The organism is Paenibacillus thailandensis (genome assembly GCF_042685365.1).
GTDB lineage: Bacteria > Bacillota > Bacilli > Paenibacillales > Paenibacillaceae > Paenibacillus_AP > Paenibacillus_AP thailandensis.
Genome location: NZ_JBHUMY010000043.1, coordinates 200953 through 225183, shown reverse-complemented (window position 1 = coordinate 225183; position 24231 = coordinate 200953). Strand labels below are relative to the sequence as shown.

The following is a 24231-nucleotide window of genomic DNA, read 5'->3' as shown; positions in this document are numbered from 1 at the left end:
TGCGAGTGCTCCTTTCCGGCCTGTTAAGCAACATTGCGTTATGTGCGGGAGGTCGGCCGTCACGGGTCGATTCTGGGGACGCGGATCCGGATCGTCGAGCCGAGGCCGGGGGAGGAGCAGACCGTCATGCCGTACGGGCTGCCGAAGCGGATGCGCACCCGCTCGTGCACGTTGCGGAGCCCGACGCCGCTGTCCTTGTATTTCTTGCCGCTTGCGCCGCTTCTCGTCCACAGCTCCGCCAGGACGGCTTCGTCAAAGCCGGGGCCGTTGTCGGTGATGTCGATCCATATTTCCTGCACGCCGGCGGATGCCCGGACGTGAATCGTTCCTTGCCGCTGCATCGGCTCGATGGCATGGTAGAGCGCATTCTCGACGATCGGCTGGACGATCAGCTTCTGGGTCATGCAGCCGCGCAGCTCGTCCGGAAGCTCCAGCGAATATTCGAACTGATCCTCGAAGCGGAACTTTTGAATATTGAGGTAATGCTTGACGTGCTCGAATTCCATCCACAGCGGGATCAATTCCTGGTTTTCGCTGATGCTGATGCGCAGCAGCCGCCCGAGCGACACGACCATGCGGCTAATATCCTTGTTGCCCTGCAGTACCGCCATCGAATTGATCGATTCCAGCGAGTTGTATATAAAATGCGGATTGATCTGCGACACGAGCGCCTGCAGCTCGGCTTCCTTCTTCATCGCCTGCTCGGCTTCCACTTGCCGCAGCAAATCCTGGATCTGGCCGCTCATCCGGTTGAAGCCGTCCACCAGCATGCGGGATTCGTCGTTCGTGCGCTCGATTCCTTCCGGAATGCGCGTAAAGACGCGCCGCTCCACGCGCCGCATCCCGTTCACCGTGCTAATGATGCTGCGCACGAGCCGCGTGACGAAGAAACGGTCGAACAGCAGCGCGGAAATAAGGGAGAAAACCGCGAGCAGGACGGCCGTATTGCGCAGCGGGACGGATTCGGCCTGCAGCACGGTCGTCGGCGTAATCGCGGTTAAGTACCAGTCCGGATTATGCGACGGCAGGAAGGTGATAAGCGACTTCGCGCCGTTGTATTTGTCGATGTAGTAGCCTTTGTCGTTCCGGTAGTCCGGCGACAGAAACGGGAACGAAGCCTTCTCCCCGATATGCTCGCCCGACTTGCCGAACACGATCGAGCCTTCGCGGTTGACGAGCAGCATGTCGCCCTTCTCCAGCGTGGCGGCGTCCCAGAACACTTGATCGAGAATGTCGGGCTTGATGTAGAGCACGATGCAGCCGATGTCCTCCAGCGAGTAGTAATCTTTGACGACGCGGGCCTGGATCAGGACGGGGCGTCCCGCCGCGGCGGAGCCGTTCTCCCCCGGACCGGACCAGACGGGCCGGCCTTCGGCCGCGACCATATCGGCATACCAGGGCTGCGCCTTAAGCCCCGATGCCGGAATCGGGGAGTCGCCGCCGTAGATCAGTTTGTCTCTGGAATATAACGCGAACGAGACAATCATGGGATGGTTGACGAGCAGGTTGTTGAGTTCTTGCTTCGTATCGTAGCCGAGAACGGTGCTTGGCGGGTTTTTTAACGCTTGCTGAAGTACGGGCTGGGTAATGGCCGAATTGGAGATCGTCGTAATTTCGCCGAGCGCGAATTTCAGCTTCCGGTCGGTCTCGAGCAGGGAGATCCAGTAGAAGTTGCTGGATTTCGTCTCGATCGCGTTCGAGAAGCTGAAATAGGAGATTGCGCCCATCGCGATAACGGGTATAAAGACGAGCAGGACGTTGGCAAGCAAAATTTTGCGGCGCAGCTTCAGGCGGTTTCACCTCTTCTCGAAAGCGTCTTCTTAATCTGTTTACTCCAACGTCCGAAGGTTGTCAATAAGAAGTTCCGCGAAAGCTAAAAGCTAGCTTTTCACCGCGCCCGAAGTAAGCCCGGCGATGAACCAGCGGCTGAACAGCAGGAAGACGACGAGCAGCGGGATCGTCGCCATGCTCGTTGCGGACATGATCATGCCGTAGTCGAGGCCGTCGCGCGTCGTAAACAGCTGCTGCAGGGCGATTTGCACCGTATAGTGGCTTCGGTCCTTCAGCACGACGAACGGCCAGAAGAAGTCGTTCCATGTATTCATGAACGTAAAAATGCCGAGCGTGGCGATGGCCGGCGTAATGATCGGAACGACGATCGTCCCGAAAATGCGCAAATGGCCGGCGCCGTCGATCCGGCCCGCCTCGATCAGCTCCGCGTGGACCGCGCTCGCGATATATTGGCGCATCCAGAAGATGCCGAAGGCGTTCGCCATGGCGGGCACGATAAGCGCCTTGTACGAATCGATCCATTGCAGCTTCGCCATGATGACATACGTCGGCAGCACGCTCAGCTGCTGCGGGACGAACAGCGTGCACAGCACGAAGAAGAACAGAAAGTTTTTGTATTTGAATTCGTATTTCGCGAAAGCGTAGCCGGCCAGCGAGCAGAAGAACAGCACGGATACGGTCGTCATGGCCGAGACGAACAGCGAATTGCCGAGCGAGGTCCAGAATTCGGTTTTTTCCAGAGCGCGGTTAAAATTGGCCACGAACTGATCGCCGAACGTGACGAGAGGCGGAACGTGAAAGGCGCCGCCGCGGTCGTTCGTCGCCACGACGAACATCCAGTAGAACGGGAAGACGGAGACGAAAGCTCCGGCAATCAGAAAAATATAATAGATCGTCGTCGAAGCGAGGCCGGGACGATCGCCTTTGGCGAGGGTCGATCTCATACTGCACCTCCGTCCGTATCTCCGCCCATGCGGCGGGAAGCCCACATGTTGAACATCGAGAAAATGACGGTGAATAGAAGCAAAATAACGGCCGTCGCCGCGGCGGTTCCGAAGAAGCTGTTGCCGAACGCTTCGGAATAGAGGTAGTTCACCATCGTAATGCCCTCTTCGCGCAACGATCCGGTTCCGGTCTGGCCGAGGAAGACGTAAGGCTCGGTGAACAGCTGCAGCGAGCCGATCGTCGACATCAGCACCGTAAACACGATAAACGGCTGAAGGAGCGGGAGGGTGATTTGCGTCAGCTGCTGGAACCGGTTCGCCCCGTCGATGCGCGCGGCTTCGTAAATGTCCGTCGGAATGCTCTGCAGGCCGGACAAATAAATGATCGTGTTATAGCCCGTCCATCTCCACATGACCATAGTGGCGATAGCGATTTTGACGCCCCACCAGCCCGAGTTCCAGGCGACCGGATCGCCGCCGAACAGGCCGAGAAACCAGTTCGCCATGCCGTTATTGCCGAAGATCGCGCTGAATACGAGCGTCACGGCCACGATGGACGTAATGTTCGGCATGAAATAAAGGACGCGGAACGTCTTCTTGAACTTCGTGATGGACGAGTTCAGGAAGACGGCGATCAGCAGCGCCAGCATCAGCTGCGGCACGGTGCCGAGCACGCCGATCAGCAGCGTGTTCATGAACGAGGTCCAGAAGAGCGGGTCCTCGGTTACGAACTGAAAGTTCTCCATCCCGACGAATTCCATCGGGCCAAGCGCGTCCCATTTAAAGAACGACAGATAGAACGTGAACAGGATCGGGTATAGCCCGAATATGGCGAATAAAATAAAAAACGGCGATATAAACAGATAAGCCGTCAGGCTGCTCCGTCTGCGCTCCGTCAGCCAGCTTGCTTTGGTCCGGGCGCCGGCCGCCGTTTGCACGGTTTGCGGCATAATGCACCTCCATAAAAGTTCAATGCTTCGAGTTCGCTCAGGAAGCTCCCCGGCGAACTCGAAGGCTTGACGATTCGGTTGTAAGCGGCTGTTTAGCCCGTTAGCTGCGTTTCTCGAGCTGCTTCGTTTTCTCGATCGCCGCGTTCCACTCCGCCGTCGGGTCGGCGCCTTTCTCCTGCACGTTCTGCAGCGCTTCCTTCATGAAGGCGTCCGTCTGGTCGTGCAGCGGGCCGTAATAGACCGGCTTGACGCGTTCCGCCGATTTGCCGAATTCGACCGCGGACGCTTGCCCGCCGAGGAATTCGTCCTGGAAGCCGGTGAAAGCCGGATCCTCGTACAGCGCCGGAATGGAAGGCATAAGGCCGCTGACCTTGAACGATTCAAGCTGGTTCTCCTTGTTGACCAGCCATTTGGCGAATGCGAACGCTTCCTCCGGATGCTTGCCTTGCTTCGGCAGCGAAATGAACGAGCCGCCCCAGTTGCCGGCGCCTTCCGGAAGCTGCGCGATTTTCCACTTGCCGCTCGAATCCGGGCCGTTGCTCTTAATGTTGCCGAGCATCCATGCCGGGCCGAGCATAACGCCGAAGTCGCCGTTGTTCGTCGCTTGGCCCCACTCCGGAGACCACAAGGCGTAGTTGGCGACCCAGCCTTCCTGGATGCCCTTCACGGTGAAGTCGTACGCTTTTTTCACCTGCGGATTTTGGTCGCCGATGAACTTGCCGTCTTCCTTGTTGAAGTAGATTTGGCCGTCGGACTGGTCGCGCAGCGCGTTGTAGATCAAGTCGCGGGAGTCGACGAACGGCTTGCCGGTTTTTTCTTTGAACGCTTTAGCGACCTGCGCGAATTTGTCCCACGTGTCGATGGCCGCCGTGAAGCCTTCCGGATCGGTCGGCAGGCCGGCTTGCTCGGCAAGGTCGACGCGGTAATAAGCGACGGTAGGGCCGATGTCCGTCGGCAGGCCGATCTGGAACGAGCCGTCGACCGAGGAGGCTTGCTGCCATTTCCAGTCGAGGTAATCGCCTTTAACGTCCGCTGCGCCAAGGTCGTTCAAATTGTAGAACTTGTCTTGGGCATTGATGAACCGTTCCATGAAACCGATTTCCAATTGGAAAAGGTCGGGCGCCCCGGAGCCGGCGGATAACGCCGTCGTCAGGTTGTTATGGTGAGCGGTCTGGTCGCCGGTGTTTTGAATTTTGATCGAAATGTTCGGATGCTCGGCCATATATTGGTTGGCCAGATCCTCGTAGTTCAGGTTACCCAGCGTCCAGAAGGACAGCTCGATTTTTTCCCCGGTATCGGCCGAAGGCGCGGACGACTCCGTGCCGGTCCCGGCGCTTGGGCTCGGCGAATTGCCGCTCGTAGCGCCGTTGCCGCCCCCGCTGCAAGCCGACAGGGAGAACGCCGTAACTGCCGACAGCGCCAGCATGAGCAATGATTTCTTTTTAAACATGGATCTTAAAACCCCTCTCTTTCCTGGTATTGGTTGCTTCACGAATAACTGTAAAGGATTTCAAACGGAAAGATGAGGAGGCAATCTTGCGATTCATGGTTCAAATTCGTTCGGAGGGATGATAGGGGAAAGCGTTCGGGAACGCCGTGGCGGGGATAAACATCGGAAATCGATTTATGTGGCCGATGCAAGCAATAAGAAGATGAAACAAAAGGTCTTTTAAATCAAGGGGGGCCGGGATTGAAACCTAAGGATAAAGAAAAGCATAAGATCATGCAGGAAATAGAAAAAATAATCCAACCACTCCTCTCCAAGCGCTTGGTTCCCCCAGTAAGCCACCCGCAAAAAGCCCAATCGAACCGGCGCTTCTCGGTTCGATTGGGCTTTTTGCTTCGCGCCGTGGGCATCCGCAGCAGAGAGGAAGTATTCCCGCTCCCAGGCAACTCAGCCGCTGGACGGCATGCCTCAAGGTTCCCCCCGGCCGCCGGCTTCGCGGAACAGCTCGATGAAGCGCCTCGCGCCCCGGGACAAGTAGCGGTTCTTCAGCCATACGACGCCGACCTCCGACAGAAAGCTGGCATCGGATATTTCCAGCATCGCGATGGCCGACAGCGGGAACGAATCCATAACGGACTTCGGAAAGACGGTTACGCCGATCCCTTGCGCCACCATCGCCATGATGATGGCGACGCTGGAGCATTCGCATATAATGTGGGGAGTATGGCCGTGCTCGCGGAACTCTTTGACGACCCTTTCGTGCATGCCTGTCGTTTTGTCCGTCTTGAGCGTCAGAAACGGGAACGCCGCCAGCTCTCCCATCGTTATGGATTTTTGCTCCGCATCGGACTTCCACTGGCTTGGTATGACCGCCACGTACGGATCGGAGGGGAGTCGCAGCTCTTCGTACCGGCCTTCCTCGTCGGCGGCCTCGAACGGCAGCCGGGCGACGATCAGCTCGATGTTGCGCTTCTCCAGCTGGTCGCCGAGCAGGAAGTGGTCGCCTTCGGCGATCTTGAACGTCATGAGCGGATATTTCTCGCGGAAGCTTTTAATATGAGGAGGAAGCAGCGAGATGCAGGAGACGACGGAGCCGATCGCCAGCTCGCCCGTGATCCCTTCATTCACTTCTTTTACGGCTTGCACCGTTTCCCCGAGCTCGCGGAGCAGGCGCTCGGCGCGCTCCCGGAGCAGTTCTCCGGCGGACGTCAGCTGCAGCCGTTTGCCGTTGCGGTCGAACAGCGTGACGTTCAGCTCCTCCTCCATCAGCTTTAATTGACGGCTAAGAGGCGGCTGCTCCATGTTTAAATTTTTGGCGGCGCGCGTAATTTGCCCGGTTTGGGCGATCTCCAGAAAATACCTGAGCTGGCGAATGTCCATGCGGTATCTTCTCCTTATATAATAAAGGTATGATAATCTTATAAAACCGATATTTTAAATATATTACACGATATGATACGATTTAACTAGCAAATAAGCGGTGAAAAGATAAGCCCAATGCAGGCGTGAGGAGATGGATAGTCGATGTCGTTTGGAATCTCGATAGAAGCAAGCACGAACAAGAAACAGAAGCCGGATCCAAAAAATTTGGTTTTTGGCCATCATTTTACGGATCATATGTTCATTATGGATTACGATGCCGGCCAAGGCTGGCATAACCCGCGGATCGTGCCGTACCAGCCGATTGCGCTGGACCCGGCGGCCAAGGTGTTCCACTACGGGCAAACGATATTCGAAGGGCTGAAGGCGTTCAAAAAAGCCGACGGCACGGTCATTACCTTCCGCCCGGACAAAAACTTCGAGCGTCTCAACCGCTCCAACGAGCGTCTTAGCGTTCCGGCGATCGACGAGAAGCTTGGGCTGGAAGCGCTGCGTCAGCTGCTGCTGATCGATCAGGACTGGATTCCCGAGGAAGAAGGCACGTCGCTCTACATCCGCCCGTTCGTTATCGCGACGGAGGCGGCCCTGGGCGTCAACCCTTCGCAAAAATACTTGTTCATGATCATCATGTCGCCGGTCGGCTCCTATTACAAGGAAGGCATCAATCCGGTCAAAATTTTCGTGGAATCGCATTATGTACGCGCCGTAAGAGGCGGCGTGGGCGACGCAAAGACGGCGGGCAACTACGCGGCGAGCTTGAAAGCGCAGGAGGAAGCGCACGAACGGGGCTATTCGCAGGTGCTTTGGCTGGACGGCGTACACCGCAAATATATCGAGGAAGTCGGCAGCATGAACATCTTCTTCCGCATCGGCGGCAAAGTCGTGACGCCGGCGCTGAGCGGAAGCATTCTGGACGGCATTACCCGCCGTTCGATTATCGAGCTGCTGCGGCATTGGGGCGAGCCGGTCGAGGAGCGCCAAATCTCGATCGACGAGGTCATCGAGGCGCACCGGAACGGAACGCTGCAGGAGTGCTTCGGCACCGGCACCGCGGCCGTCATTTCGCCGGTCGGCGAGCTGTCGTTTAACGGGGAGAAATACACGATCCAGGACGGCAGCACGGGCGAATTGTCCAAAAAGCTGTACGACACGCTGACGGGCATTCAGCGCGGCATCGTCGAGGATTCGCTTGGCTGGATGATCGAAATCAAATAAGCGGACGGACTTTGGAAAATGCGGCTGAACAAGGCGAAAGCTTTTGTTCAGCCGTTTTTTTGTTTTCAATGACGGAAAGAACGGAGGAGCTCCGCGCTGCCGCTGAACAGCAGGAGGGCGATGACCGGGTGCAGCGCCGACAAAACCCCGATTCGTGAAGAAAGGATGGCGGTTAGAAACAGGCCGATGACCATCCCCAATAATCCGGCGCTTCTCCACAGCCATCTGGCCGGCAGCCGGCCGCTCCATGCCAGGATAAGCATGAGTAACGGCAACAACGCAACATATCTGGCAAAGCTGGCGTGGACCATCCAGCTGGCCGGATCGACAAACAAGGCTGCTCCCGCCAATAAAACCTGCAGCCCGACGAATAGGGTGAAGAGCCAAGCAAAGGCGATGAAAAAGATCCGCATTGTCCGATTGCAGGGCCGGTCATGCATAGCGACCGTACACTCCTCCGCCCGCCGGATTCATGTTTGGCGGATCGCCATGGACAATAGCATGGGAGATACGCAGCGGATCGGTTTCGTCAATGGCGTAGATTTGCGGCGGTTTAGGGAGGCGCAAGCGGGTATGGTCGTGAAAAATCCGGGTCACGAGCGTTCCGAGCGGCTTTTCGTTCGCCCCGTGAAGCACGCTCCAAAACCGCCGTTCCCGTTCTTCCCAAGGCCCCCAATGCTCTTCCGATTGCGGGAAGGTGCCCGGAAAAACAGGACGGGGAGTTAATCCTTCGCTGACCATTTCGGCCTCCAAAGGATGAAAAAGCTTCAGGCAAAAGAAGCCGTAAGCCGAATCCCCGCCTTTCTCGTAGATTCGCTCGATTTCCGGCAAGTTCTCTTCCCATACACGCTCCCATTCGCGATCGATATAATGTTGAGCGTAAGTTGTCAGTGCGTCCATCGTCGTTCTTCTGATCATTTCGTTTAATCCGCTCATTATCCGGCCTCCCATGACATGATTTTTATTAAACCCGTTCGTGATCGGCTCTCCATGACAAGATGGAGCGCTTGAGACTGTCGGGCGTTGCTTGTTCGTTCACCGCTTTCTCGCACAAAGACGGCAGCTCGTCATCCGAGGCGAATCGGAGCGCCGTAATTTGGCCCATGGTCAGACGGGGATCGAGCAGCCTGCCGGTTAATACGTAATGCCGCAAATTCTCCTCGGCGCGTATCGCGCGGTCTTGGACTTTGCATGCAAATCTTCTGACCATAAACAGGGTCATCGCGGAAATAAAGGACAAGGAAATAAATAGCGCCGAGGCCAATACGGATTCCGTCGTCCAATTGGCGACAAACAAATATACGATAGCGGCGCTTAACGCAATAAATCCGAGAGGCACCAGAAAAAAATGAAACGCGGGATTCCATCTTACGTGGTTCCTGTAATTTTGCTGCTTCAATAGGGAGCACCTCCTTTCCATTTTCTGAGTGAGTGCACACTCATATGACGGCATACACGCGACCCTGTTAAATGAATCGCTCCGCTCGACGATGACATGGCATTGTAAAGCTTGACATTGAGTGAGTGCACACTCATAATAAAAGCATAACGAGCCGATTCATTCATGTCAATAGGAGAGTGTGTAAAAAATTGGACTTAAAATCTAGAATCGCCGAAGCGGCTGAACGCGTGCTGTTGACGAACGGACTGGCGAAGACGACGACCAAGGAGATCGCCAAAGCCGCCGGCTGCTCTGAAGGATCGTTGTATAATCATTTCAAGAGCAAGGAAGATCTATTCCTTCACGTGCTGCGGAATCAATTGAAAAATTTAATGGCGGCTTTAACGTCGCTGCAGAGCCTTGCCGGCACAAGCCCGGTGCGGGACAACCTTAAGCGGGTAGCGCTTGCCGCGCTTGGGGATTTCAACGCGTCCATGTCTTTGATCTGCTCCATTTTTTCGGATCCGAATATATTGTACCGCCATCGGGAAGGATTTACGGAACGGAATGAAGGGCCGCACCGGGCGAACGAGGCGGTCGAGGCCTATTTGTTGAAGGAGAAGCAGCTCGGCCGAATCGGCGATCGGGTCGATGCAAGGGCGGCAGCCGATTTATTGCTGGGAAGCTGTTTTCAACATGCGTTTCAGCTGAATTTTTTGGGCCGAGAGGAGTCTTTGGAAGAACAGGCGCAATTTGCGGACCGTGTTTTGGACCTGTTATCGCCCGGACTCGAATAGCGCAGATCCGGCCGGCGAATAGGCTGAAGAGCGCTTTTCGACAAAAATCTTCGTTTTGAAAAAAATTCTTTTTTAATTTTGTGACCAAAAGGTGTACAATAGAACCAAAGGTTAGAAGAACGAATGAGTCATGTCCGCGAAACGGTGTCATTTCCTTGGAGGCGGGGAGCGTTCCGCTGCGGCTGCAGCAGCCTATTGACGACTCCTATGTGAAAAATGTTACAATGTCCGGGAAACGGCACGGTTTCGTGTGCTTGACTCGTTAGGGTTCAGGCAACCGAAACTACGCAAAGGAGGACTTTCTCTTATGTCACAAACATCTGCTCCTCAAGAAACGGCAGTTGTCGAGGAACAAAAAACGCTTGATGTGCTCGACCAGCTGATGAAGCCGGAAGTTCAACAATCTCTTACCGTATTGGTGGACGCGCTGCCCAAGCTCGCCGAAATCGTTACGCTGGCTACGAAAGCTTACGATTTCGCCCAGCTCGTTGCGACGGACAAAGTGCTGATTAACGATCTCTCGCACGGTCTCGCCGAGTTCGTTAAGCCTGTACAAGAGAAAGCCAAAGGAATCGCATCGGCGGCCATCGAAGCCGGCGAACGCGCGCAAGCGGACGCAGGCACGACGGTCGGCCTGTTCGGCCTGCTCAGAATGTTGAAAGATCCAGAAGTTCAAAAAACGCTTCGTTTCGCTCAAGCTTTCCTTGCCGTGATCGCAGAGCGCAAGCAACAACACTAGGACAGGAGGAGGACGGAAGATGACGAAACAAATTCTTATTCTCGGCGGCGGCTACGGCGGCGTTCTGTCGGCGCTGACCGCGCGCAAATATTTGTCGGCGGCGGAAGCCAACATCACCATCATTAACCGTTACCCGACGCACCAAATCATTACCGAGCTGCACCGTCTGGCGGGCGGCACGATCGACGAGAAAGCCGTTGCGCTTCCGCTCGGCAAGCTGGTCGGTTCGAAGGACGTCAACGTTGTCGTCGACACGGTTAAAGAAATCAAGCCGGACGACAAGCAGGTCGTGCTCGAAAGCGGCACGGTTTACAAATACGACGCGCTTGTCGTCGCCCTCGGCAGCGAAACGAACTACTTCGGCATCCCTGGTCTGGAAGAGAACAGCATGGTGCTGAAATCGGCGGCGGACGCGAACAAAATCCGCGCTCACGTCGAAGCTCGCCTGGACGCTTACAAGCAATCCGGCAACAAAGCCGACGCGACGATCGTCGTTGGCGGCGGCGGCCTGACCGGCGTCGAGCTGGTCGGCGAATTCGCGGACAAACTGCCTGAAATTTGCCGCGCGAAAGGCATCGACTTCAACGACATCACGATCTACTGCGTGGAAGCGGGTCCTTCGATCATCCCAATGTTCCCGAAAGTGCTGATCGAGCGCGCGGTCGAAAGCTTGACGAAACGCGGCGTTACGTTCCTGCAAGGCGTTGCCATCACGGAAGCGACCAAAAACACCGTTTCGCTCAAAAACGGCCAAACGATCGAATCGAACACGATCATCTGGACGGGCGGCGTCAAAGGCCATCCGATCGTCGGCTCGTGCGGCCTGGCCGAAGACCGCGGACGTTCGACGGTTACCCCGACGCTGCAATCGACTTCGCACCCGGACGTATTCGTGGCGGGCGACTGCGCCGTCGTATTCCCGGAAGGCGGCGAGCGTCCTTATCCTCCGACCGCTCAGCTCGCATGGCAAATGGGCGAAACGATCGGCTACAACCTGTCCGTGCTCGTTAAAGGCGGCGTCATGGACAAATTCACGCCGGTCTTCTCCGGTACGCTTGCAAGCCTTGGCCGCAAGGACGGCATCGGCTTCATCGGCGGCAACAACATCGAATTGAAAGGCTTGCCGGCATCGCTTATGAAGGAAGCGAGCAACATTCGCTACCTGTCGCATATTCAAGGCCTGTTCGCGCTGGCTTATTAATAGCCGCCAGCCGGCCCCGGCGAATAGCTTCAAGTCAAAGGACTGTCCCAATGGGACGGTCCTTTTTTTATGCCAATGGAAGCCGGTGCGGTTGTAGGTTTGCGTAGGTTGGCCATGCCTCCTTTACGCGATGTTAAAAATCGGCTTGTAGGATGGCATAGGATTTCGTAGGAGAGGTGGAAAATCGGCTTATCCGGATTTTTTAAAAATTCTGAAAACAGACGGGGTGATCCATTGATTGAGTTCCGGCAGGTGGAGAAGCACTACGGTGACTTTCACGTCCTCCAAGGCATCAATCTTCGCGTAGAGCAGGGAGAGGTCGTCGTGGTCGTCGGACCGTCCGGCTCGGGCAAAAGCACGCTTCTTCGCTGCATTAACCGGCTGGAGTCGATCACGAGCGGCGAACTGGTTGTAGGCGGGGCCAAAATTCACGATTCCCGGACGGACATCAACAAGGTCCGGCGCAAAATCGGCATGGTGTTCCAGCATTTCAATCTGTATCCGCACAAGAAAGTGATCGAAAACATTACCCTCGCGCCCATTAAAGCGCTTGGCGTATCCAAGCGGGAAGCCGAGGAGACGGCCATGTTGTATCTGGAGAAGGTCGGCATTGCCGACAAGGCGCACAGCTACCCGTCTCAGCTGTCCGGAGGCCAGCAGCAGCGCGTGGCGATCGCCCGAGGGCTCGCCATGAAGCCCGATATTATGCTGTTCGACGAGCCGACCTCCGCGCTTGACCCGGAGATGGTCGGCGAGGTGCTTGACGTCATGCGGGCGCTCGCGCGGGAAGGAATGACGATGGTCGTCGTGACGCATGAGATGGGTTTCGCCCGCGACGTGGCGGACCGCGTCGTCTTTATGGACAAAGGGCGGATCGTCGAGGAAAGCGTGCCGGAAGCGTTTTTTACCGAGCCGCGCGAGGAGAGGGCGAAGCTGTTTTTGCAGCGCGTCTTGAATCATTAAGAACGAATATACGGGGGAGGAACAAAGATGAGAAAGTGGACGAGTTTAAGCGTTGCGCTTGTATGTATGTTGATGCTGGTGCTGGCGGGCTGCGGAGCCGGCGGAAGCAATGGGGAGAGCGGGGCCAATGGCGGCGGAGCCAGCGGGACGCCAAGCGAAAGCCCTTCGGCCGAAGCGCCGGCGTCGGGGCTCGATAAGATCAAAAGCCGCGATAAGCTGATCGTGGGCGTCAAATACGATACGAAGCTGTTCGGGCTCAAAAACCCGACCACCGGCGAAGTCGAAGGCTTCGACGTCGACATCGCGAAGGCGCTCGCCAAGCATATTCTCGGCGACGAAACGAAGGTGGAGCTGGTCGAGGTGACGTCGAAGACGCGGATTCAAATGCTGGACAACGGCGATATCGACATGATCGTGGCTACGATGACGATAACCGAAGAGCGGAAGAACCAGGTGGAGTTTTCCGACGTGTATTTCAAGGCGGGCCAATCGCTTCTCGTGAAGAAAGGAAGCCCGATCAAAGGGCTTGAGGACGTGAAGAAGGGGACGAAGGTATTGGCCGTCAAAGGCTCGACCTCGGTCAACAACATTAAGGAGAAAGCGCCGGACGCGACCGTGCTCGAATTCGACAACTATCAGGATGCGTTCAGCGCCCTGAAGGCGGGCCAAGGCGATACATTGACGACGGACAACGCGATTTTGTACGGCATGGCGGCTCAGGACAGCAACTATGAGGTCGTGGGCGAGCCGTTCACCGACGAGCCTTACGGCATCGCCGTCAAGAAAGGCGACACGACGCTGGCCGCCGCCGTCAACGAAGGCTTGAAGGCGATGAAGGAAGACGGCAGCTACAATAAAATTTACGAGCAGTGGATCGGAGAACCGCCGGCTGAATAACGGACGGGGGCAGGGCCGTTGCCGTTCCTCCCCGGAACGGCAACGGCGCTATCGCCGGGAAAGGAGACAGCGTCATGGGGGATTGGGACATCGTCATCCGTTATTTCGACAGTTATATGCGCGGCTTGGGCTATACGGTTCTCGCCAGCGTCTTGGCGCTAGTCGGCAGCTTTGTCCTCGGCACGGTCATCGCGGTCTTCCGCATTACGCCAAGCCGGGCGCTGCGGGCGGCCGGCACCGCTTATGTCGAGTTTATCCGCAATATTCCGGTGCTGCTTGTCGTGTACGCGTTTTATTGGGGGCTGCCGCTGCTTGGCGTTACGCTGGACGGATTTACGTGCGGCACGATCGGACTAACGGTCTATACTGCGGCTTTTATCGCGGAGGCGATTCGCGCCGGCATCCTCTCCGTCCCGAAAGGGCAGCGGGAGGCGGCGGAAGCTTCCGGGCTGACCTACGTCCAGACGATGCGTTACGTCATCCTGCCGCAAGCGGTCCGCATCGTGATCCCGCCGCTAAGCAACCAATTTATCAACCTGGTCAAAAATTCGTCCATCCTTAGCGTCTTTGCCGGATTTGACCTGATGTATTTCGGCGATCAGATCGCATACGAGACGTATGCCACTGTAGAAACCTATATTTATGTCGCCGTGTTTTACCTGCTGCTGACGCTTCCGCTAAGCTATATGTCGAATCGGCTTGAGCGCAGGCTAAGCAAAGCGGGTTGACGCCGATGAAGGAGGGATGCCGTTTTGGACATCTGGGGCGCGTTCTCGGAGGCTAACGTCCGATTTATATTCGAAGGATTTTACGTCACTCTTCGAGTGGCGTTCTTCTCCATTATTTTCAGTTTTCTGATCGGCACGGTCGTAGGGGCCGTCCGTTACATGAAGCTTCCGGTCATCAAGCCGATTTTGGCTTCTTTAGTTGAACTCATTCGCAATTTGCCGCTATTATTAATTATACTTTTTACTTTCCTGGCGATGCCGGAACTGGGAATGAAGCTGGGAGCGGAGCGTTCGGCCATCTTGGCGCTCAGCCTGTTCGAGGGCGCCATGATCTCGGAAGTGGTGCGCGGCGGTCTTCTGTCCGTGGACAAAGGGCAGATCGAAGCGGCCCGCTCTTCGGGGCTTGGATACCTGCAGACTTTGTGGCATATCGTGCTGCCGCAAGGACTGCGCCGGATGGTGCCGCCGATCGTCAGCCAATTTATTTCGCTGTTGAAGGATACGTCGCTCGCGACCGTCATTACGCTGCCGGAGCTGATGCACCATGCCAAAATCGTCGTCGCCCAGAACCTGGGCTATACGATTCCGGTGCTCGTCTTCGTGGCGCTGCTCTACTTCTGCACGAATTATTTGCTGTCCCTGCTTTCGCGCCGCCTGGAACACAAATGGGTTTAACTAAAGGGGAATGTCGCCATTGGAGCAGCTTAGCCTGGAAATGTTAATGTTTGTATTGGCGGGGGGATTCTTCGCCGCGTACGTGGATGCGGTTGTCGGCGGAGGCGGCTTGATCGCCGTCCCGGTGCTGCTCGCGACGGGGATGCCGCCGGCGCTTGTGCTCGGCACGAACAAGCTGGCGGGCACGATGGGATCTTTGACCAGCACGATATCGTTTATCCGTTCGGGGCATGTGGAGCTGAAGACGGGACTCCGGCTGTTTCCGCTGTCGCTGATCGGAGCGGTAGCCGGAACGTTCGTGCTGCAGCAGATCCCTTCCGATTTTTTGCGGCCGCTTGTCGTTTTTATGCTGATCGGGATCACCGTCTATACGATATTCCGCCGCAGCTGGGGGAGCCGTTCCTCCTTTGCGGGCTTTACCCGCAAGTCCGCCGTTTTGATCGGCGCAGCCGCGCTGGCGCTTGGCTTTTACGACGGCTTTTTCGGTCCGGGAACGGGATCGTTCCTGCTGTTCGCCTTTTTGCTGCTCGGCTTTGATTTCGTCCGGGCGGCGGGCAATGCGAAGGTGCTGAACTTCGGCAGCAATCTGGCGAGCCTCGCCACGTTCATCGCGCTGGGCTCCGTTCATTACGGCATCGGCCTTTCGATGGGGGCGGCTATGATCCTGGGCTCGTGGCTTGGCTCGCGCATGGCGATCCGGAAGGGATCCGTTTATGTCCGGCCGCTCTTCTTGACGGTGTGCGCGCTGCTCATCGGCAAGCAGCTGTGGGAGCTGTTTCAATCGTTCGTGGGACCGTAAAAAATCGGGCAAGCTTTGCATATGATTTAACGGATAAGGTTATTCCGGCACTTCTATCTTAAGATCTTACAGCGCGGGAAACGGCGGCTGTAGGCACCGATTCCGCAGGCTAACGACAACGGAGGGGTGCGAAGATGGACAAATGGATGAGGGGGCAGCCGGCGCAGCTGCTGCTCTGCGCCCTTATTACGGCTTTAGCCGGACAGCTGCGGATCACGCCGTTCAGCGGAGAAGGCTTCCGCATCGGGCTTGGCACAAGCGCCTTTCTGCTCTGTCTGCTGCTGTTCCGGAAGCTTCCCTTTGTGCGGGCCGGCCTTGTGACCGGCCTGACCGTTTTATTGTTCCGTACCGCGCTTGATCTGGCCTTGGCGATGAGCTTGGAGAATGCGGGAGATCGTCTGCTTGCCCATTGCCCGGCCGGAGTGTACTATGTCGCGTTTGCTTTTATGATGAGCCGTATCCGGCATCGCTGGCGGGATTTCCCTCCGCTGCTCCTGGGCGCTTATATCGCCGGCGTCGATTTTATATCCAACGAAGCGGAGCTGCTCGCCCGCAGTTTCATTTACCGGATGCCGGTTATGTCCTGGCAGAAGGAGTGGCTGCTGCTTGCCGGTACGGCCGTCATCCGCAGCTATTTCGTCATCGGCGTATACAGCAGCATGACGATCAGCCGGATGAAGGTGCTTCACCAGGAGCAGCAGAAGCGGATGGAGCAGATGCTGAACATCGGGAGCGGGCTTTACGGGGAAGTTTTTTATTTGCGCAAGTCGATGAATACGATCGAATCGATCACCGCGAGAAGCCATGAGCTGTACACCCGGCTGACCGAAGCGGGCTTGCGCGACGTTAGCCGATCCGTGCTGGAGCTGACGCAGCAAATCCACGAGGTCAAGAAAGATTCGCAGCGCATCCTCGCCGGGCTGCTTAAGCTGTTCGACCGGGAGACGGCTTCGGAGATGCGGATGGACGAAATCGTCGATTTCGTCATCAAATCGAACTACGAATACATGATGATGCTGGGCAAAGCGATCGTCCTCGAGAAAGAAGTATGGGTGCATTACATAACGGAACGCTATATTCCTCTTATTACGGTGTTGAACAATCTGGTGTCCAATGCGGTGGAAGCGATTGAAGCGGCAGGCGTGATCAAGGTCGAAGTCGAGACCCGGGGAGGCCGTACGGTGTTGACCGTAACCGATAACGGGCCGGGCATTATGGATCAGGACCGGGAGATGATCTTCGAGCCGGGCTTTACGACCAAGTTCAGCCAGACCGGCTATGCCGCCACCGGCATCGGTCTTTCGCATGTGAGGGAGATCGTGGGGTCGCTTGGCGGCGGCATCCGCTTGTTCTCGGAGCCGGGACGCACAAGCTTTGTGGTGGAAATTCCGACGGAACGCCTGAAGGAGGGAGTGTAACTATGCCATCCTATTGTATTGTGGACGACGATGCGGTCAGCCGCAGAATGCTGCAGACGATCATCGAGCGCGGCGGGTTCGGCGAAGTGATCGGAATGGCGGGCGGCGGCTGCGAAGGCGAGCGGATGATTCTGCAGCGCAATCCGGACATTGTGCTGATCGATCTGCTGATGCCCGACCAGGACGGCATCGAGACGATCAACCGGCTGAAGAATCGGGTATACCAGGGCAAATACGTCATGATCTCCCAGATCGAGAACAAGGATATGATCGGTAAAGCGTATCAGGCGGGCATCGAGTTTTACATTCAGAAGCCGATCAACAAGGTGGAAGTGGAAGCCGTTCTCTCCCGAATCAACGAGCAGTGGTGGATTCGGCATTATTTGAAGGAAATTACCGATTCGTTGTCCAAAATCGGCACGAGAGTGCAGGAGCCCAGCGTCAAGAGCCAGAGTCCCACGACCGCTCAAATGACGCAAATGATTCTGATGGATCTCGGCATCGCCACCGAAAGCGGAAGCCGCGACATTGCCGTCATTATCGATTATTTGATGGAGCGGCAAGAGCGGGAGCTGCCGCCGCTGAAGCTGTTGTACGACGCGGCGGCCCGGGAGGCGAGGCCCGAGGATCCGGAGAAGGAGAGCAAGGCCGTCGAGCAGCGGATCCGCAGAGCGGTGCAGGCGGCGCTCACCCATATCGCCGGGCTTGGCCTCATGGATTACGGCCATCCGAAGTTCGAGCATTACGCGCCGCTTTATTTCGATTTTCAGGACATCCGGCTGAAGATGCAGGAGCTTGAGGACAAGCGGCTGACGGAGCGCTGCAAGGTGAATTGCAAGAAGTTTCTGCAAGTTCTTTATTTGGAGCTGCTGGAGAAAAAGATGAAAGCGTAAGTGGGGCGGGAGGGAAGTTTAAGCGGAACGCGCCTATTGGCCGTCAGGCAGCCGGGTGTCGTACTCATCGATAATCGGTTGCGTATAAATCGAACGTCCCGAATAAAGCGATAGAACCTTCGATCCATCGGAGACCGAAGGTTCTTTTGTGCATGCAATCGATCAGGAACGGGTAATCAACCTTAGCAGCATATCGACTTGACGGCAATATATAACGAATGTAAGATTAAAGCACACTAAATAGTTAAGTGATCTTAATTATCGATAGGTGAAACGGATGAATGAGCAGCTTTATCGGATCGTAAAGGAAATGAATGACGCTGAATACGCATGCAATCTCATGCTCCTTGAGGTTTACAAGGACTTGTTGGACAGTCCTCTTACTGCTTCCCAGACGATACTGCTGGAGTATTTGCACCAACAGCGTCAGCAAACGGTAAAGGAACTCGCTGAAAAATTGAAGATGACTTCAAGCGCAGTCAGCCAGCAAATTACCAAACTGGAGCAAGAAGGCTATGTCAAACGCCATATTAACCCGCAAAACAGACGAGAGATTCTTGTCGAGCTTGGAGAACAGGGACATCGCTATTTCATGCGGCAGGCAGAAGTGGAGAAAAGCATTGCAGAACGCTTTTACGCCAAACTTGAACCCGAAGAGCTGCTTGCTATGCGGGATCTTGTATTCAAGCTAAAGGGAATTGTCGAGGCGGAATTAACGAAGGAAAGCGGCATTTAAGAAGGTTTAAATGCCGCTATTTTCGGCCTTTAGTTAAGTATGCTTAAATGTTTAGAGCGATAAATTATCGTATCATGAAGGAGGAAGCCGGATATGAAAGAAGCGAAGCAAATGGAGGAGTTACTTGAGTCAGCTGCAGACAAAGGAATGTTCAATGGTGTCATGTTAATCGCGAGAGGCCGGCAAATACTGTACCAAGGAGCACATGGCTGGGCGGATTGCGATAGCGGCCGGATGCTTAATCCGGATACAGTCTTCGAGTTAGCCTCCCTTTCGAAGCCTTTCACGGCCGCCGGCATCATGCTGCTAGAGCAGCAAGGCCGTCTCGGCTATGACGACCCGATTGAGGACTGGCTTGAGGATATTCCGTATTCGGGGATGACGATTCGACACTTGCTTCATCATACATCCGGCCTACCGGATTACATGCTGCTTTTCCTCGAGCATTGGGACCGTAGCCGGATCGCCGTCAACGACGATGTGCTGTCGATGCTGAAGCGCTATCGGCCGCCAGTGTTGTTCGCACCGAATGAACGATGGATGTACAGTAATACCGGTTATGTGCTGTTAGCCATTTTGATTGAGCGCATATCCGGTCTCTCCTTTGCTGAATTTATGAAGCAAGAACTGTTTCACCCGCTTGGGATGCACCGGACATGCGTGTTCAACCGAAGGCTCGCGGGAAGGAAGCTGACCAACGATGCCATCGGTTATTCGTACGATTGGAAGCGCCATGATTATCGTCTGCCGGAAGAGCTGGAGGATCAGGATTTCGTCGTTTATTTGGACGGCATTCAAGGGGACGGCACGGTCCAGTCGACGATTGAAGACCTGTACCGCTTCGATCGGGCCATCGAAGCAGGGGAACTGATAACGAAGACAGCCTGGATGGAGGCCTTTACGCCCGGACGGCTTAATAATGGAGAAGCATTCGATTACGGATTCGGCTGGATCATTTCGGAAGACGATTCAAAGGGCAAGTCGGTCTCCCACAGCGGAGGCTGGCCAGGTTATTATACGATGATGACCCGATATCTGGATAACGATCAGACCCTCATCTATCTCAGCAATACGGACCGCGATATCGAGTCCCAGCAAGCGGTCATTCAAGCTGCCGAAAGTATCCTGTTTGGACAGCCTGTCCCTATTCCTGAGCCGAAGGCGCAGCCAGAGGCGATCCCGCTCGATCCGGCAGTTTATGCCGGCTATGAGGGCGATTACGTCTTGGAGGACGGTCAGCACCTGAAAGTTAAGATTGTTCAGGATTGCCTCGTACTCCTCTTGCCTGGACAGCCTTCATATGAGCTGTATCCGCTTAGCTCAACGCTATTTTTCATCATAGTACCCGAGGTGCGGGTTGAATTCGCTGCGGATGAATACGGGCGGGCCGAGGAGCTAATCATCCACCAGTTGGGTCAACATAGAGCCGTACGCGTTTAACGACTAAACGAACGGAAGACTTTGGCTCAACGCATAACGGAGCGGCTTGGGCTATACTCATCCCAATTTATGCAATACGATTTAATCTAAAGTAAAGCGCATATAGCCCAAGTAAAATGAACAGCCGGTAAACAATAACAAGGATGATCGGAAACAGCTGCATCATCAAAGTGGAACTATGCATGTTCTACCTCCTATAATCGGCCAAAGAGCGGTTTGCGACGCAAACCTTGTCTAAGGTTTGGCTGTTTCGTTACTTGCATACCAATCGGTTGCCCGTTTATCGATTTTTTCAACAAATTTTGCTTTACCTTTGATATACGCGGTTATGTCATGAGGGAATTGCGAGGCCAGCTTCGTTTTCAATTCGCCATATTCTCTCGCTGCGTCGGGATGGGCTCTCAGATAGTCCCGGAATGCAAGGTGCCTTTGGATTTGCGGATTTCCGGCATCATAAATATGGATATGATGAGATCGGTTATGGCCCCCCTTTACAAAGTATCGTCTTCCCGGGATGCCGTTCTCGCCTTTCGGTTCGTATCCGTTCGAAATCATGCATTCTTTGTACTGATCGATAAGATGAATATTCTGGACGATAGGCATAACGTCGATGATCGGCTTAGCGGCCAGTCCGGATACGGACGTACTTCCGATGTGATGAATCTCGACTAATTCCGGACCTAAAATTTGGCGAAGCCGATTCGCTTCCTCTTGGAATTGTTGAACCCACTGTTTGTTATAGGGTATAACTTCAACGATTCTCATTTTCTTTTCTCTCACCTTTCATCGCGAATCGCTCGTCACATCCCGAGTTCTTTTCCGTTTCTTTGGCCATAACCAAACGGAAGCCGGGCTTCCCGAATCCAAATATAAGCATGATAAGCGCCGCAGCTCTGCAGAAGGATGAAGACGGGAATCAAATCCAAACGGTAACGGGACTGAATCTCGATGAGCAAATGAGCCGCTGCGTATAGCAATAACACAACCAAGCCAAATACAGCTTCCGATTGCCTTCCGGATCTCCATAACATGATCATGCTCACCGTTCCGAAAGCGCACATCAGGACGTAGAACGGTTGTTCCCATTTGCTCAGCAGGCTTTCTAAATCTTGTCTGTTAATGCCCTGCAAGCTCCAATAAGGGGACGAATCCGGGGATCCCCACAGCAAAGTCAGTTTCCTGCCCATCAATGCGAGCAGCTCCGGCTTGTTCTCCAGCCGCTCCTTAATCTTGATCAGTTCAGCCCGATGACGTTCTTCTCCGAAAGCATACCGGTTCGCGTAACGGGAGTCCTCCATATTCCAGCTGCCGTTCGTTTCCGCATTCAGACCAACCATAAACTTCCAATATTTATCGCCTCCGGATAAGGGCTGCCCGGCAATCCCGGACGAAACAAGCAGAAAGCTGGCGGAAAGCTGTACAAGAACATACACCGCGATTGCTCCTGCCAGTTTTGCGGCATTAATCGCCGTTTGCCGTTTAAAGGCTGTCCGCCATAAGCGCCACGATACGGGAACGAAAAAAAATAGCATCCCGGCCAAATAAACAACCCCGATCGGACGCATCAAATTTCCGAGCCCCAAAGCCAGTCCGGCGAGCAGCCAGCGAACGGCCGAATCGCCGCGTTGAAGCAGCAGCAAGCAGCCGAGCAGAAACAGGAAAACGGAAATATGCTGATTCGTCAGCACGGAACACATCGTAATATTAGGCAGATAAAACAGATAGAACAGCATGGCGATCCTGCCGCTGGTCTCGTTAAACGCCTTTGAAGCGAACAGATAGACGACAAGCGCGGTACCTGTGCTAAATAAGACATTCAAGAGCTTGAGAACAAACAGATGATGATTTCCAAACAGCCCGATGATCAAAGCTTCGTACATGGTAAAGCCGAACTGATAAGGGAAGCTCGTATAATAAGGAGATTCGCCGAAGGAAAAGTCGCCGGCAGCCGCGTGAAGAGCGGCGTTGTACATAAATAGGAAATCGGATGCCGGAGGTGCCGGATTCCATAAGATCCAGGCGATCCGGAGACCGAACCCCAAAGACAGGATAAGGATAAGAAACTTTATCTTACTCATGCGGCTGCATGTCCAGTGGATGATAAGCAGCGCCGGGATGAAGGCTGCGACAAGCGCGGCAATCGCCAACCATGCGGATCCGAATTGGCCCACAGTATTCACAAAGGAAGAAATGAAAACGGTCAGAAAAAAACCTCCGCCTGTTACGCAGAGGATTCGGTTAATAAAAGACATATTTACTCCAATCCAGCGGTTAACTTGTATGATTTATATCTCTAACGTTTCCACTCGCTGGAAAGTTGCAGAAACCGACTATATAGCATTTTTTCGTTTCCATTCCTCGTGCAGCTTCCAAGCTTTTTTCCATAACTCATCGCGTTCCTGACCGCTGTAGCTAACCAAATGTTCATCGAAAACGTCGCCCAAGATTTCCAGCCATTGCGATTTCGATTGAATTTCCGATTTCACGATATCGCGCCCTTCCCGTTTAATCCAGACGCAGCCTCGAAGTTCGTTGCTTCCGGCTGCATGCCTGTGCCGAACCAGAAACAAGTTCATCCAGGGAGAATCCGCCGAACGGCTGTAAATTTCGTGTTTCGGTTTAAACTCCTCCAGATCATGGACCACATCCGGTGCATAATCGGCGCCGGCAAACGAAGCCTGAGGATCATGCTCCAACCGCCAACCGCCTTTCGTCACGCCGGACTCCATGACCTTATACATCAAGGGACCTTGTTGATAAATTCCCGGACGAAGAGGCAGCGGCTCATACGGCATATCGCCCAGACCGGCATCGACGATCCATCTCTCATCCGCTTCTTGTTCGTTCTTGAAGCAGACCGTCATTCCAAGATGAAAAGAATTGACGCGAGGCTCTTCACCAAGCGGCTGAACGCCGGCCCTGTGCCATGAAACCTGATAACCTAAGGCGCGCAATAACTCGCCGAATGCCCCGTTCAGATGGAAGCAATAGCCGCTTCTTCGGTTCACCATCAGTTGTACGGACGCTTTAATATCGATGGGGACCGGCTTTCCGGCAAAAATATCGACGGTTTCCCATGGAATCCGCTCTACATGGGCTTTATGGAGTTCAAATAAAAAGGATCGGGTCGGCGGCTGAATCTCGCGAATTCCGAGTCTGGCCAAATAGTTTATCATTTCCTCGTTCGTCAGCATAGACAAGTTCCCTCCGTTCAGAAAAATTCGTTCTTATTCTCCTCTTAACCCTCGCCGCTGCGGCTTCGGGCATCGTCGGCGGCTTTGCGTCCCCTGTAAAACAAGGCGCTCTCCGGCTGATCGTTTTCCTTGGCGGTTATCGTATGGGGGACGAGCTTCATGACGACCGTCCGGCTGCCGAGCGACGAGCGGTACTTGTCGAGATGGCTTGCCGCAAGCGGCTGGTTGAAGTAGCCCGGCACATATTTGTCCAGCATGGCCTGCATCGCCTCCACCGCTTCGTCCAGCCCTTCAACCGGCCGAACGGCGCCGAACAGCATGACGCTCATATACGCCGTGTCGGTATGGGCGGGGATCGGCGATGCGATCGTCCCCGGCGATTCGCAGACTGTAAAGCAAGCTTGGGCGTTACGGGCGATCATATCGTTTTTGCGGCCTTCGGCGGCCCCGTGAAAATAAACGGCTCCGTTCAGCCAAACGTAATTGAGCGGCACGACATAAGGCATATCGTCAACGGACAACCCGAGATAGCCGGCAGCGGCTTGCTGAAGGAACAAGTCGATTTTGTCCTGATCCCGGCACTCGCGTTTCGCGTATCGAATCGGCTGCATGCTCATGGAAATCTCTCCTTCTCGTACGAAAA

At 54.9% G+C, this 24231-nt stretch carries 25 protein-coding genes; 13 read left to right on the top strand and 12 right to left on the bottom strand.

Going from position 1 to position 24231, the window contains the following annotated elements:
- Window positions 1-59: 59 nt before the first annotated feature.
- The 5 genes from ACFSW5_RS25265 to ACFSW5_RS25245 form a co-directional block, all read right to left on the bottom strand.
- A complete protein-coding gene (locus ACFSW5_RS25265) occupies window positions 60-1790 on the bottom strand; it encodes a sensor histidine kinase (RefSeq protein WP_379280249.1) in 1731 nt (576 codons plus the stop codon).
- A 90-nt stretch (window positions 1791-1880) separates the two neighbouring features.
- Entirely contained in the window at window positions 1881-2735 is an 855-nt protein-coding gene (locus ACFSW5_RS25260) for a carbohydrate ABC transporter permease (RefSeq protein ID WP_379279794.1), read from the bottom strand.
- Window positions 2732-3685, bottom strand: coding sequence for a carbohydrate ABC transporter permease (locus ACFSW5_RS25255; protein ID WP_379279791.1), 954 nt, complete (start codon window positions 3683-3685; stop codon window positions 2732-2734). Before ACFSW5_RS25255 ends, ACFSW5_RS25260 begins: the two co-directional genes overlap by 4 nt.
- 100 nt (window positions 3686-3785) lie before the next feature.
- Window positions 3786-5135 carry an ABC transporter substrate-binding protein gene (locus tag ACFSW5_RS25250; RefSeq protein ID WP_379279789.1) on the bottom strand — a complete coding sequence of 450 codons (1350 nt, stop codon included), beginning with the start codon at window positions 5133-5135 and terminating at the stop codon, window positions 3786-3788.
- A 465-nt stretch (window positions 5136-5600) separates the two neighbouring features.
- Window positions 5601-6512: a LysR family transcriptional regulator gene (locus ACFSW5_RS25245; protein WP_379279785.1), complete on the bottom strand. Its 912-nt coding sequence runs from the start codon at window positions 6510-6512 to the stop codon at window positions 5601-5603.
- Window positions 6513-6656: 144 nt separating this feature from the next.
- Here ACFSW5_RS25245 and ACFSW5_RS25240 point away from each other — a divergent pair, with 144 nt between their 5' ends.
- Window positions 6657-7727, top strand: a complete 1071-nt coding sequence (locus tag ACFSW5_RS25240) for a branched-chain amino acid aminotransferase (RefSeq protein ID WP_379279783.1) — start codon at window positions 6657-6659, stop codon at window positions 7725-7727.
- A 65-nt stretch (window positions 7728-7792) separates the two neighbouring features.
- Here the strand turns inward: ACFSW5_RS25240 and ACFSW5_RS25235 are convergent, their stop codons facing one another.
- Genes ACFSW5_RS25235 through ACFSW5_RS25225 form a run of 3 tightly spaced genes read right to left on the bottom strand, consistent with a single transcriptional unit; the run spans window position 7793 to window position 9126 of the window.
- Entirely contained in the window at window positions 7793-8167 is a 375-nt protein-coding gene (locus tag ACFSW5_RS25235) for a DUF6220 domain-containing protein (protein ID WP_379279780.1), read from the bottom strand.
- Entirely contained in the window at window positions 8160-8663 is a 504-nt protein-coding gene (locus ACFSW5_RS25230; protein WP_379279778.1) for a DUF6022 family protein, read from the bottom strand. Before ACFSW5_RS25230 ends, ACFSW5_RS25235 begins: the two co-directional genes overlap by 8 nt.
- A 28-nt stretch (window positions 8664-8691) precedes the next feature.
- Window positions 8692-9126: a DUF6526 family protein gene (locus ACFSW5_RS25225; protein ID WP_379279775.1), complete on the bottom strand. Its 435-nt coding sequence runs from the start codon at window positions 9124-9126 to the stop codon at window positions 8692-8694.
- Between the two features lie 191 nt (window positions 9127-9317).
- Here ACFSW5_RS25225 and ACFSW5_RS25220 point away from each other — a divergent pair, with 191 nt between their 5' ends.
- From ACFSW5_RS25220 to ACFSW5_RS25165, 12 genes are all read left to right on the top strand, one after another.
- Window positions 9318-9905, top strand: a complete 588-nt coding sequence (locus ACFSW5_RS25220; protein WP_379279773.1) for a TetR/AcrR family transcriptional regulator — start codon at window positions 9318-9320, stop codon at window positions 9903-9905.
- Between the two features lie 307 nt (window positions 9906-10212).
- Window positions 10213-10644: a DUF1641 domain-containing protein gene (locus ACFSW5_RS25215; RefSeq protein WP_379279770.1), complete on the top strand. Its 432-nt coding sequence runs from the start codon at window positions 10213-10215 to the stop codon at window positions 10642-10644.
- Between the two features lie 19 nt (window positions 10645-10663).
- Window positions 10664-11845: an NAD(P)/FAD-dependent oxidoreductase gene (locus ACFSW5_RS25210; RefSeq protein ID WP_379279767.1), complete on the top strand. Its 1182-nt coding sequence runs from the start codon at window positions 10664-10666 to the stop codon at window positions 11843-11845.
- 234 nt (window positions 11846-12079) lie between these two features.
- Window positions 12080-12808: an amino acid ABC transporter ATP-binding protein gene (locus ACFSW5_RS25205; protein ID WP_379279765.1), complete on the top strand. Its 729-nt coding sequence runs from the start codon at window positions 12080-12082 to the stop codon at window positions 12806-12808.
- A gap of 27 nt (window positions 12809-12835) precedes the next feature.
- Window positions 12836-13705 carry a glutamate ABC transporter substrate-binding protein gene (locus tag ACFSW5_RS25200; protein WP_379279762.1) on the top strand — a complete coding sequence of 290 codons (870 nt, stop codon included), beginning with the start codon at window positions 12836-12838 and terminating at the stop codon, window positions 13703-13705.
- A gap of 74 nt (window positions 13706-13779) precedes the next feature.
- On the top strand, window positions 13780-14433 hold the full coding sequence (locus ACFSW5_RS25195; RefSeq protein WP_379279759.1) for an amino acid ABC transporter permease: 654 nt from the start codon (window positions 13780-13782) through the stop codon (window positions 14431-14433).
- A 24-nt stretch (window positions 14434-14457) separates the two neighbouring features.
- Window positions 14458-15108: an amino acid ABC transporter permease gene (locus ACFSW5_RS25190; RefSeq protein ID WP_379279729.1), complete on the top strand. Its 651-nt coding sequence runs from the start codon at window positions 14458-14460 to the stop codon at window positions 15106-15108.
- A 19-nt stretch (window positions 15109-15127) separates the two neighbouring features.
- Complete coding sequence (locus ACFSW5_RS25185; RefSeq protein ID WP_379279727.1) at window positions 15128-15907, top strand: TSUP family transporter; 780 nt, start codon at window positions 15128-15130, stop codon at window positions 15905-15907.
- Between the two features lie 134 nt (window positions 15908-16041).
- On the top strand, window positions 16042-17325 hold the full coding sequence (locus ACFSW5_RS25180; RefSeq protein WP_379279724.1) for a sensor histidine kinase: 1284 nt from the start codon (window positions 16042-16044) through the stop codon (window positions 17323-17325).
- A gap of 2 nt (window positions 17326-17327) precedes the next feature.
- Window positions 17328-18218 (top strand): response regulator, encoded by an 891-nt coding sequence (locus tag ACFSW5_RS25175; RefSeq protein ID WP_379279722.1) that lies wholly within the window; start codon window positions 17328-17330, stop codon window positions 18216-18218.
- Window positions 18219-18495: 277 nt separating this feature from the next.
- A complete protein-coding gene (locus ACFSW5_RS25170) occupies window positions 18496-18954 on the top strand; it encodes a MarR family winged helix-turn-helix transcriptional regulator (protein ID WP_379279720.1) in 459 nt (152 codons plus the stop codon).
- 93 nt (window positions 18955-19047) lie between these two features.
- Window positions 19048-20394, top strand: a complete 1347-nt coding sequence (locus ACFSW5_RS25165) for a serine hydrolase domain-containing protein (RefSeq protein WP_379279718.1) — start codon at window positions 19048-19050, stop codon at window positions 20392-20394.
- Between the two features lie 234 nt (window positions 20395-20628).
- Here the strand turns inward: ACFSW5_RS25165 and ACFSW5_RS25160 are convergent, their stop codons facing one another.
- From ACFSW5_RS25160 to ACFSW5_RS25145, 4 genes are all read right to left on the bottom strand, one after another.
- A complete protein-coding gene (locus ACFSW5_RS25160) occupies window positions 20629-21159 on the bottom strand; it encodes a GrpB family protein (protein ID WP_379279716.1) in 531 nt (176 codons plus the stop codon).
- Window positions 21160-21194: 35 nt separating this feature from the next.
- Window positions 21195-22472 carry a glycosyltransferase family 39 protein gene (locus ACFSW5_RS25155; protein ID WP_379279713.1) on the bottom strand — a complete coding sequence of 426 codons (1278 nt, stop codon included), beginning with the start codon at window positions 22470-22472 and terminating at the stop codon, window positions 21195-21197.
- A 252-nt stretch (window positions 22473-22724) separates the two neighbouring features.
- Window positions 22725-23588 carry an arylamine N-acetyltransferase family protein gene (locus ACFSW5_RS25150; RefSeq protein WP_379279711.1) on the bottom strand — a complete coding sequence of 288 codons (864 nt, stop codon included), beginning with the start codon at window positions 23586-23588 and terminating at the stop codon, window positions 22725-22727.
- Window positions 23589-23632: 44 nt separating this feature from the next.
- Complete coding sequence (locus tag ACFSW5_RS25145; RefSeq protein WP_379280246.1) at window positions 23633-24199, bottom strand: pyridoxamine 5'-phosphate oxidase family protein; 567 nt, start codon at window positions 24197-24199, stop codon at window positions 23633-23635.
- Window positions 24200-24231: the final 32 nt, after the last annotated feature.

Coding starts and splice junctions, on each gene's coding strand:
- ACFSW5_RS25260 (WP_379279794.1), bottom strand. CDS start 2,735: ATGAGATCGACCCTCGCCAAAGGCGATCGTCCCGGCCTCGCTTCGACG.
- ACFSW5_RS25255 (WP_379279791.1), bottom strand. CDS start 3,685: ATGCCGCAAACCGTGCAAACGGCGGCCGGCGCCCGGACCAAAGCAAGC.
- ACFSW5_RS25250 (WP_379279789.1), bottom strand. CDS start 5,135: ATGTTTAAAAAGAAATCATTGCTCATGCTGGCGCTGTCGGCAGTTACG.
- ACFSW5_RS25245 (WP_379279785.1), bottom strand. CDS start 6,512: ATGGACATTCGCCAGCTCAGGTATTTTCTGGAGATCGCCCAAACCGGG.
- ACFSW5_RS25240 (WP_379279783.1), top strand. CDS start 6,657: ATGTCGTTTGGAATCTCGATAGAAGCAAGCACGAACAAGAAACAGAAG.
- ACFSW5_RS25235 (WP_379279780.1), bottom strand. CDS start 8,167: ATGCATGACCGGCCCTGCAATCGGACAATGCGGATCTTTTTCATCGCC.
- ACFSW5_RS25230 (WP_379279778.1), bottom strand. CDS start 8,663: ATGAGCGGATTAAACGAAATGATCAGAAGAACGACGATGGACGCACTG.
- ACFSW5_RS25215 (WP_379279770.1), top strand. CDS start 10,213: ATGTCACAAACATCTGCTCCTCAAGAAACGGCAGTTGTCGAGGAACAA.
- ACFSW5_RS25210 (WP_379279767.1), top strand. CDS start 10,664: ATGACGAAACAAATTCTTATTCTCGGCGGCGGCTACGGCGGCGTTCTG.
- ACFSW5_RS25200 (WP_379279762.1), top strand. CDS start 12,836: ATGAGAAAGTGGACGAGTTTAAGCGTTGCGCTTGTATGTATGTTGATG.
- ACFSW5_RS25195 (WP_379279759.1), top strand. CDS start 13,780: ATGGGGGATTGGGACATCGTCATCCGTTATTTCGACAGTTATATGCGC.
- ACFSW5_RS25180 (WP_379279724.1), top strand. CDS start 16,042: ATGGACAAATGGATGAGGGGGCAGCCGGCGCAGCTGCTGCTCTGCGCC.
- ACFSW5_RS25175 (WP_379279722.1), top strand. CDS start 17,328: ATGCCATCCTATTGTATTGTGGACGACGATGCGGTCAGCCGCAGAATG.
- ACFSW5_RS25170 (WP_379279720.1), top strand. CDS start 18,496: ATGAATGAGCAGCTTTATCGGATCGTAAAGGAAATGAATGACGCTGAA.
- ACFSW5_RS25165 (WP_379279718.1), top strand. CDS start 19,048: ATGAAAGAAGCGAAGCAAATGGAGGAGTTACTTGAGTCAGCTGCAGAC.
- ACFSW5_RS25160 (WP_379279716.1), bottom strand. CDS start 21,159: ATGAGAATCGTTGAAGTTATACCCTATAACAAACAGTGGGTTCAACAA.
- ACFSW5_RS25155 (WP_379279713.1), bottom strand. CDS start 22,472: ATGAGTAAGATAAAGTTTCTTATCCTTATCCTGTCTTTGGGGTTCGGT.
- ACFSW5_RS25150 (WP_379279711.1), bottom strand. CDS start 23,588: ATGCTGACGAACGAGGAAATGATAAACTATTTGGCCAGACTCGGAATT.
- ACFSW5_RS25145 (WP_379280246.1), bottom strand. CDS start 24,199: ATGCAGCCGATTCGATACGCGAAACGCGAGTGCCGGGATCAGGACAAA.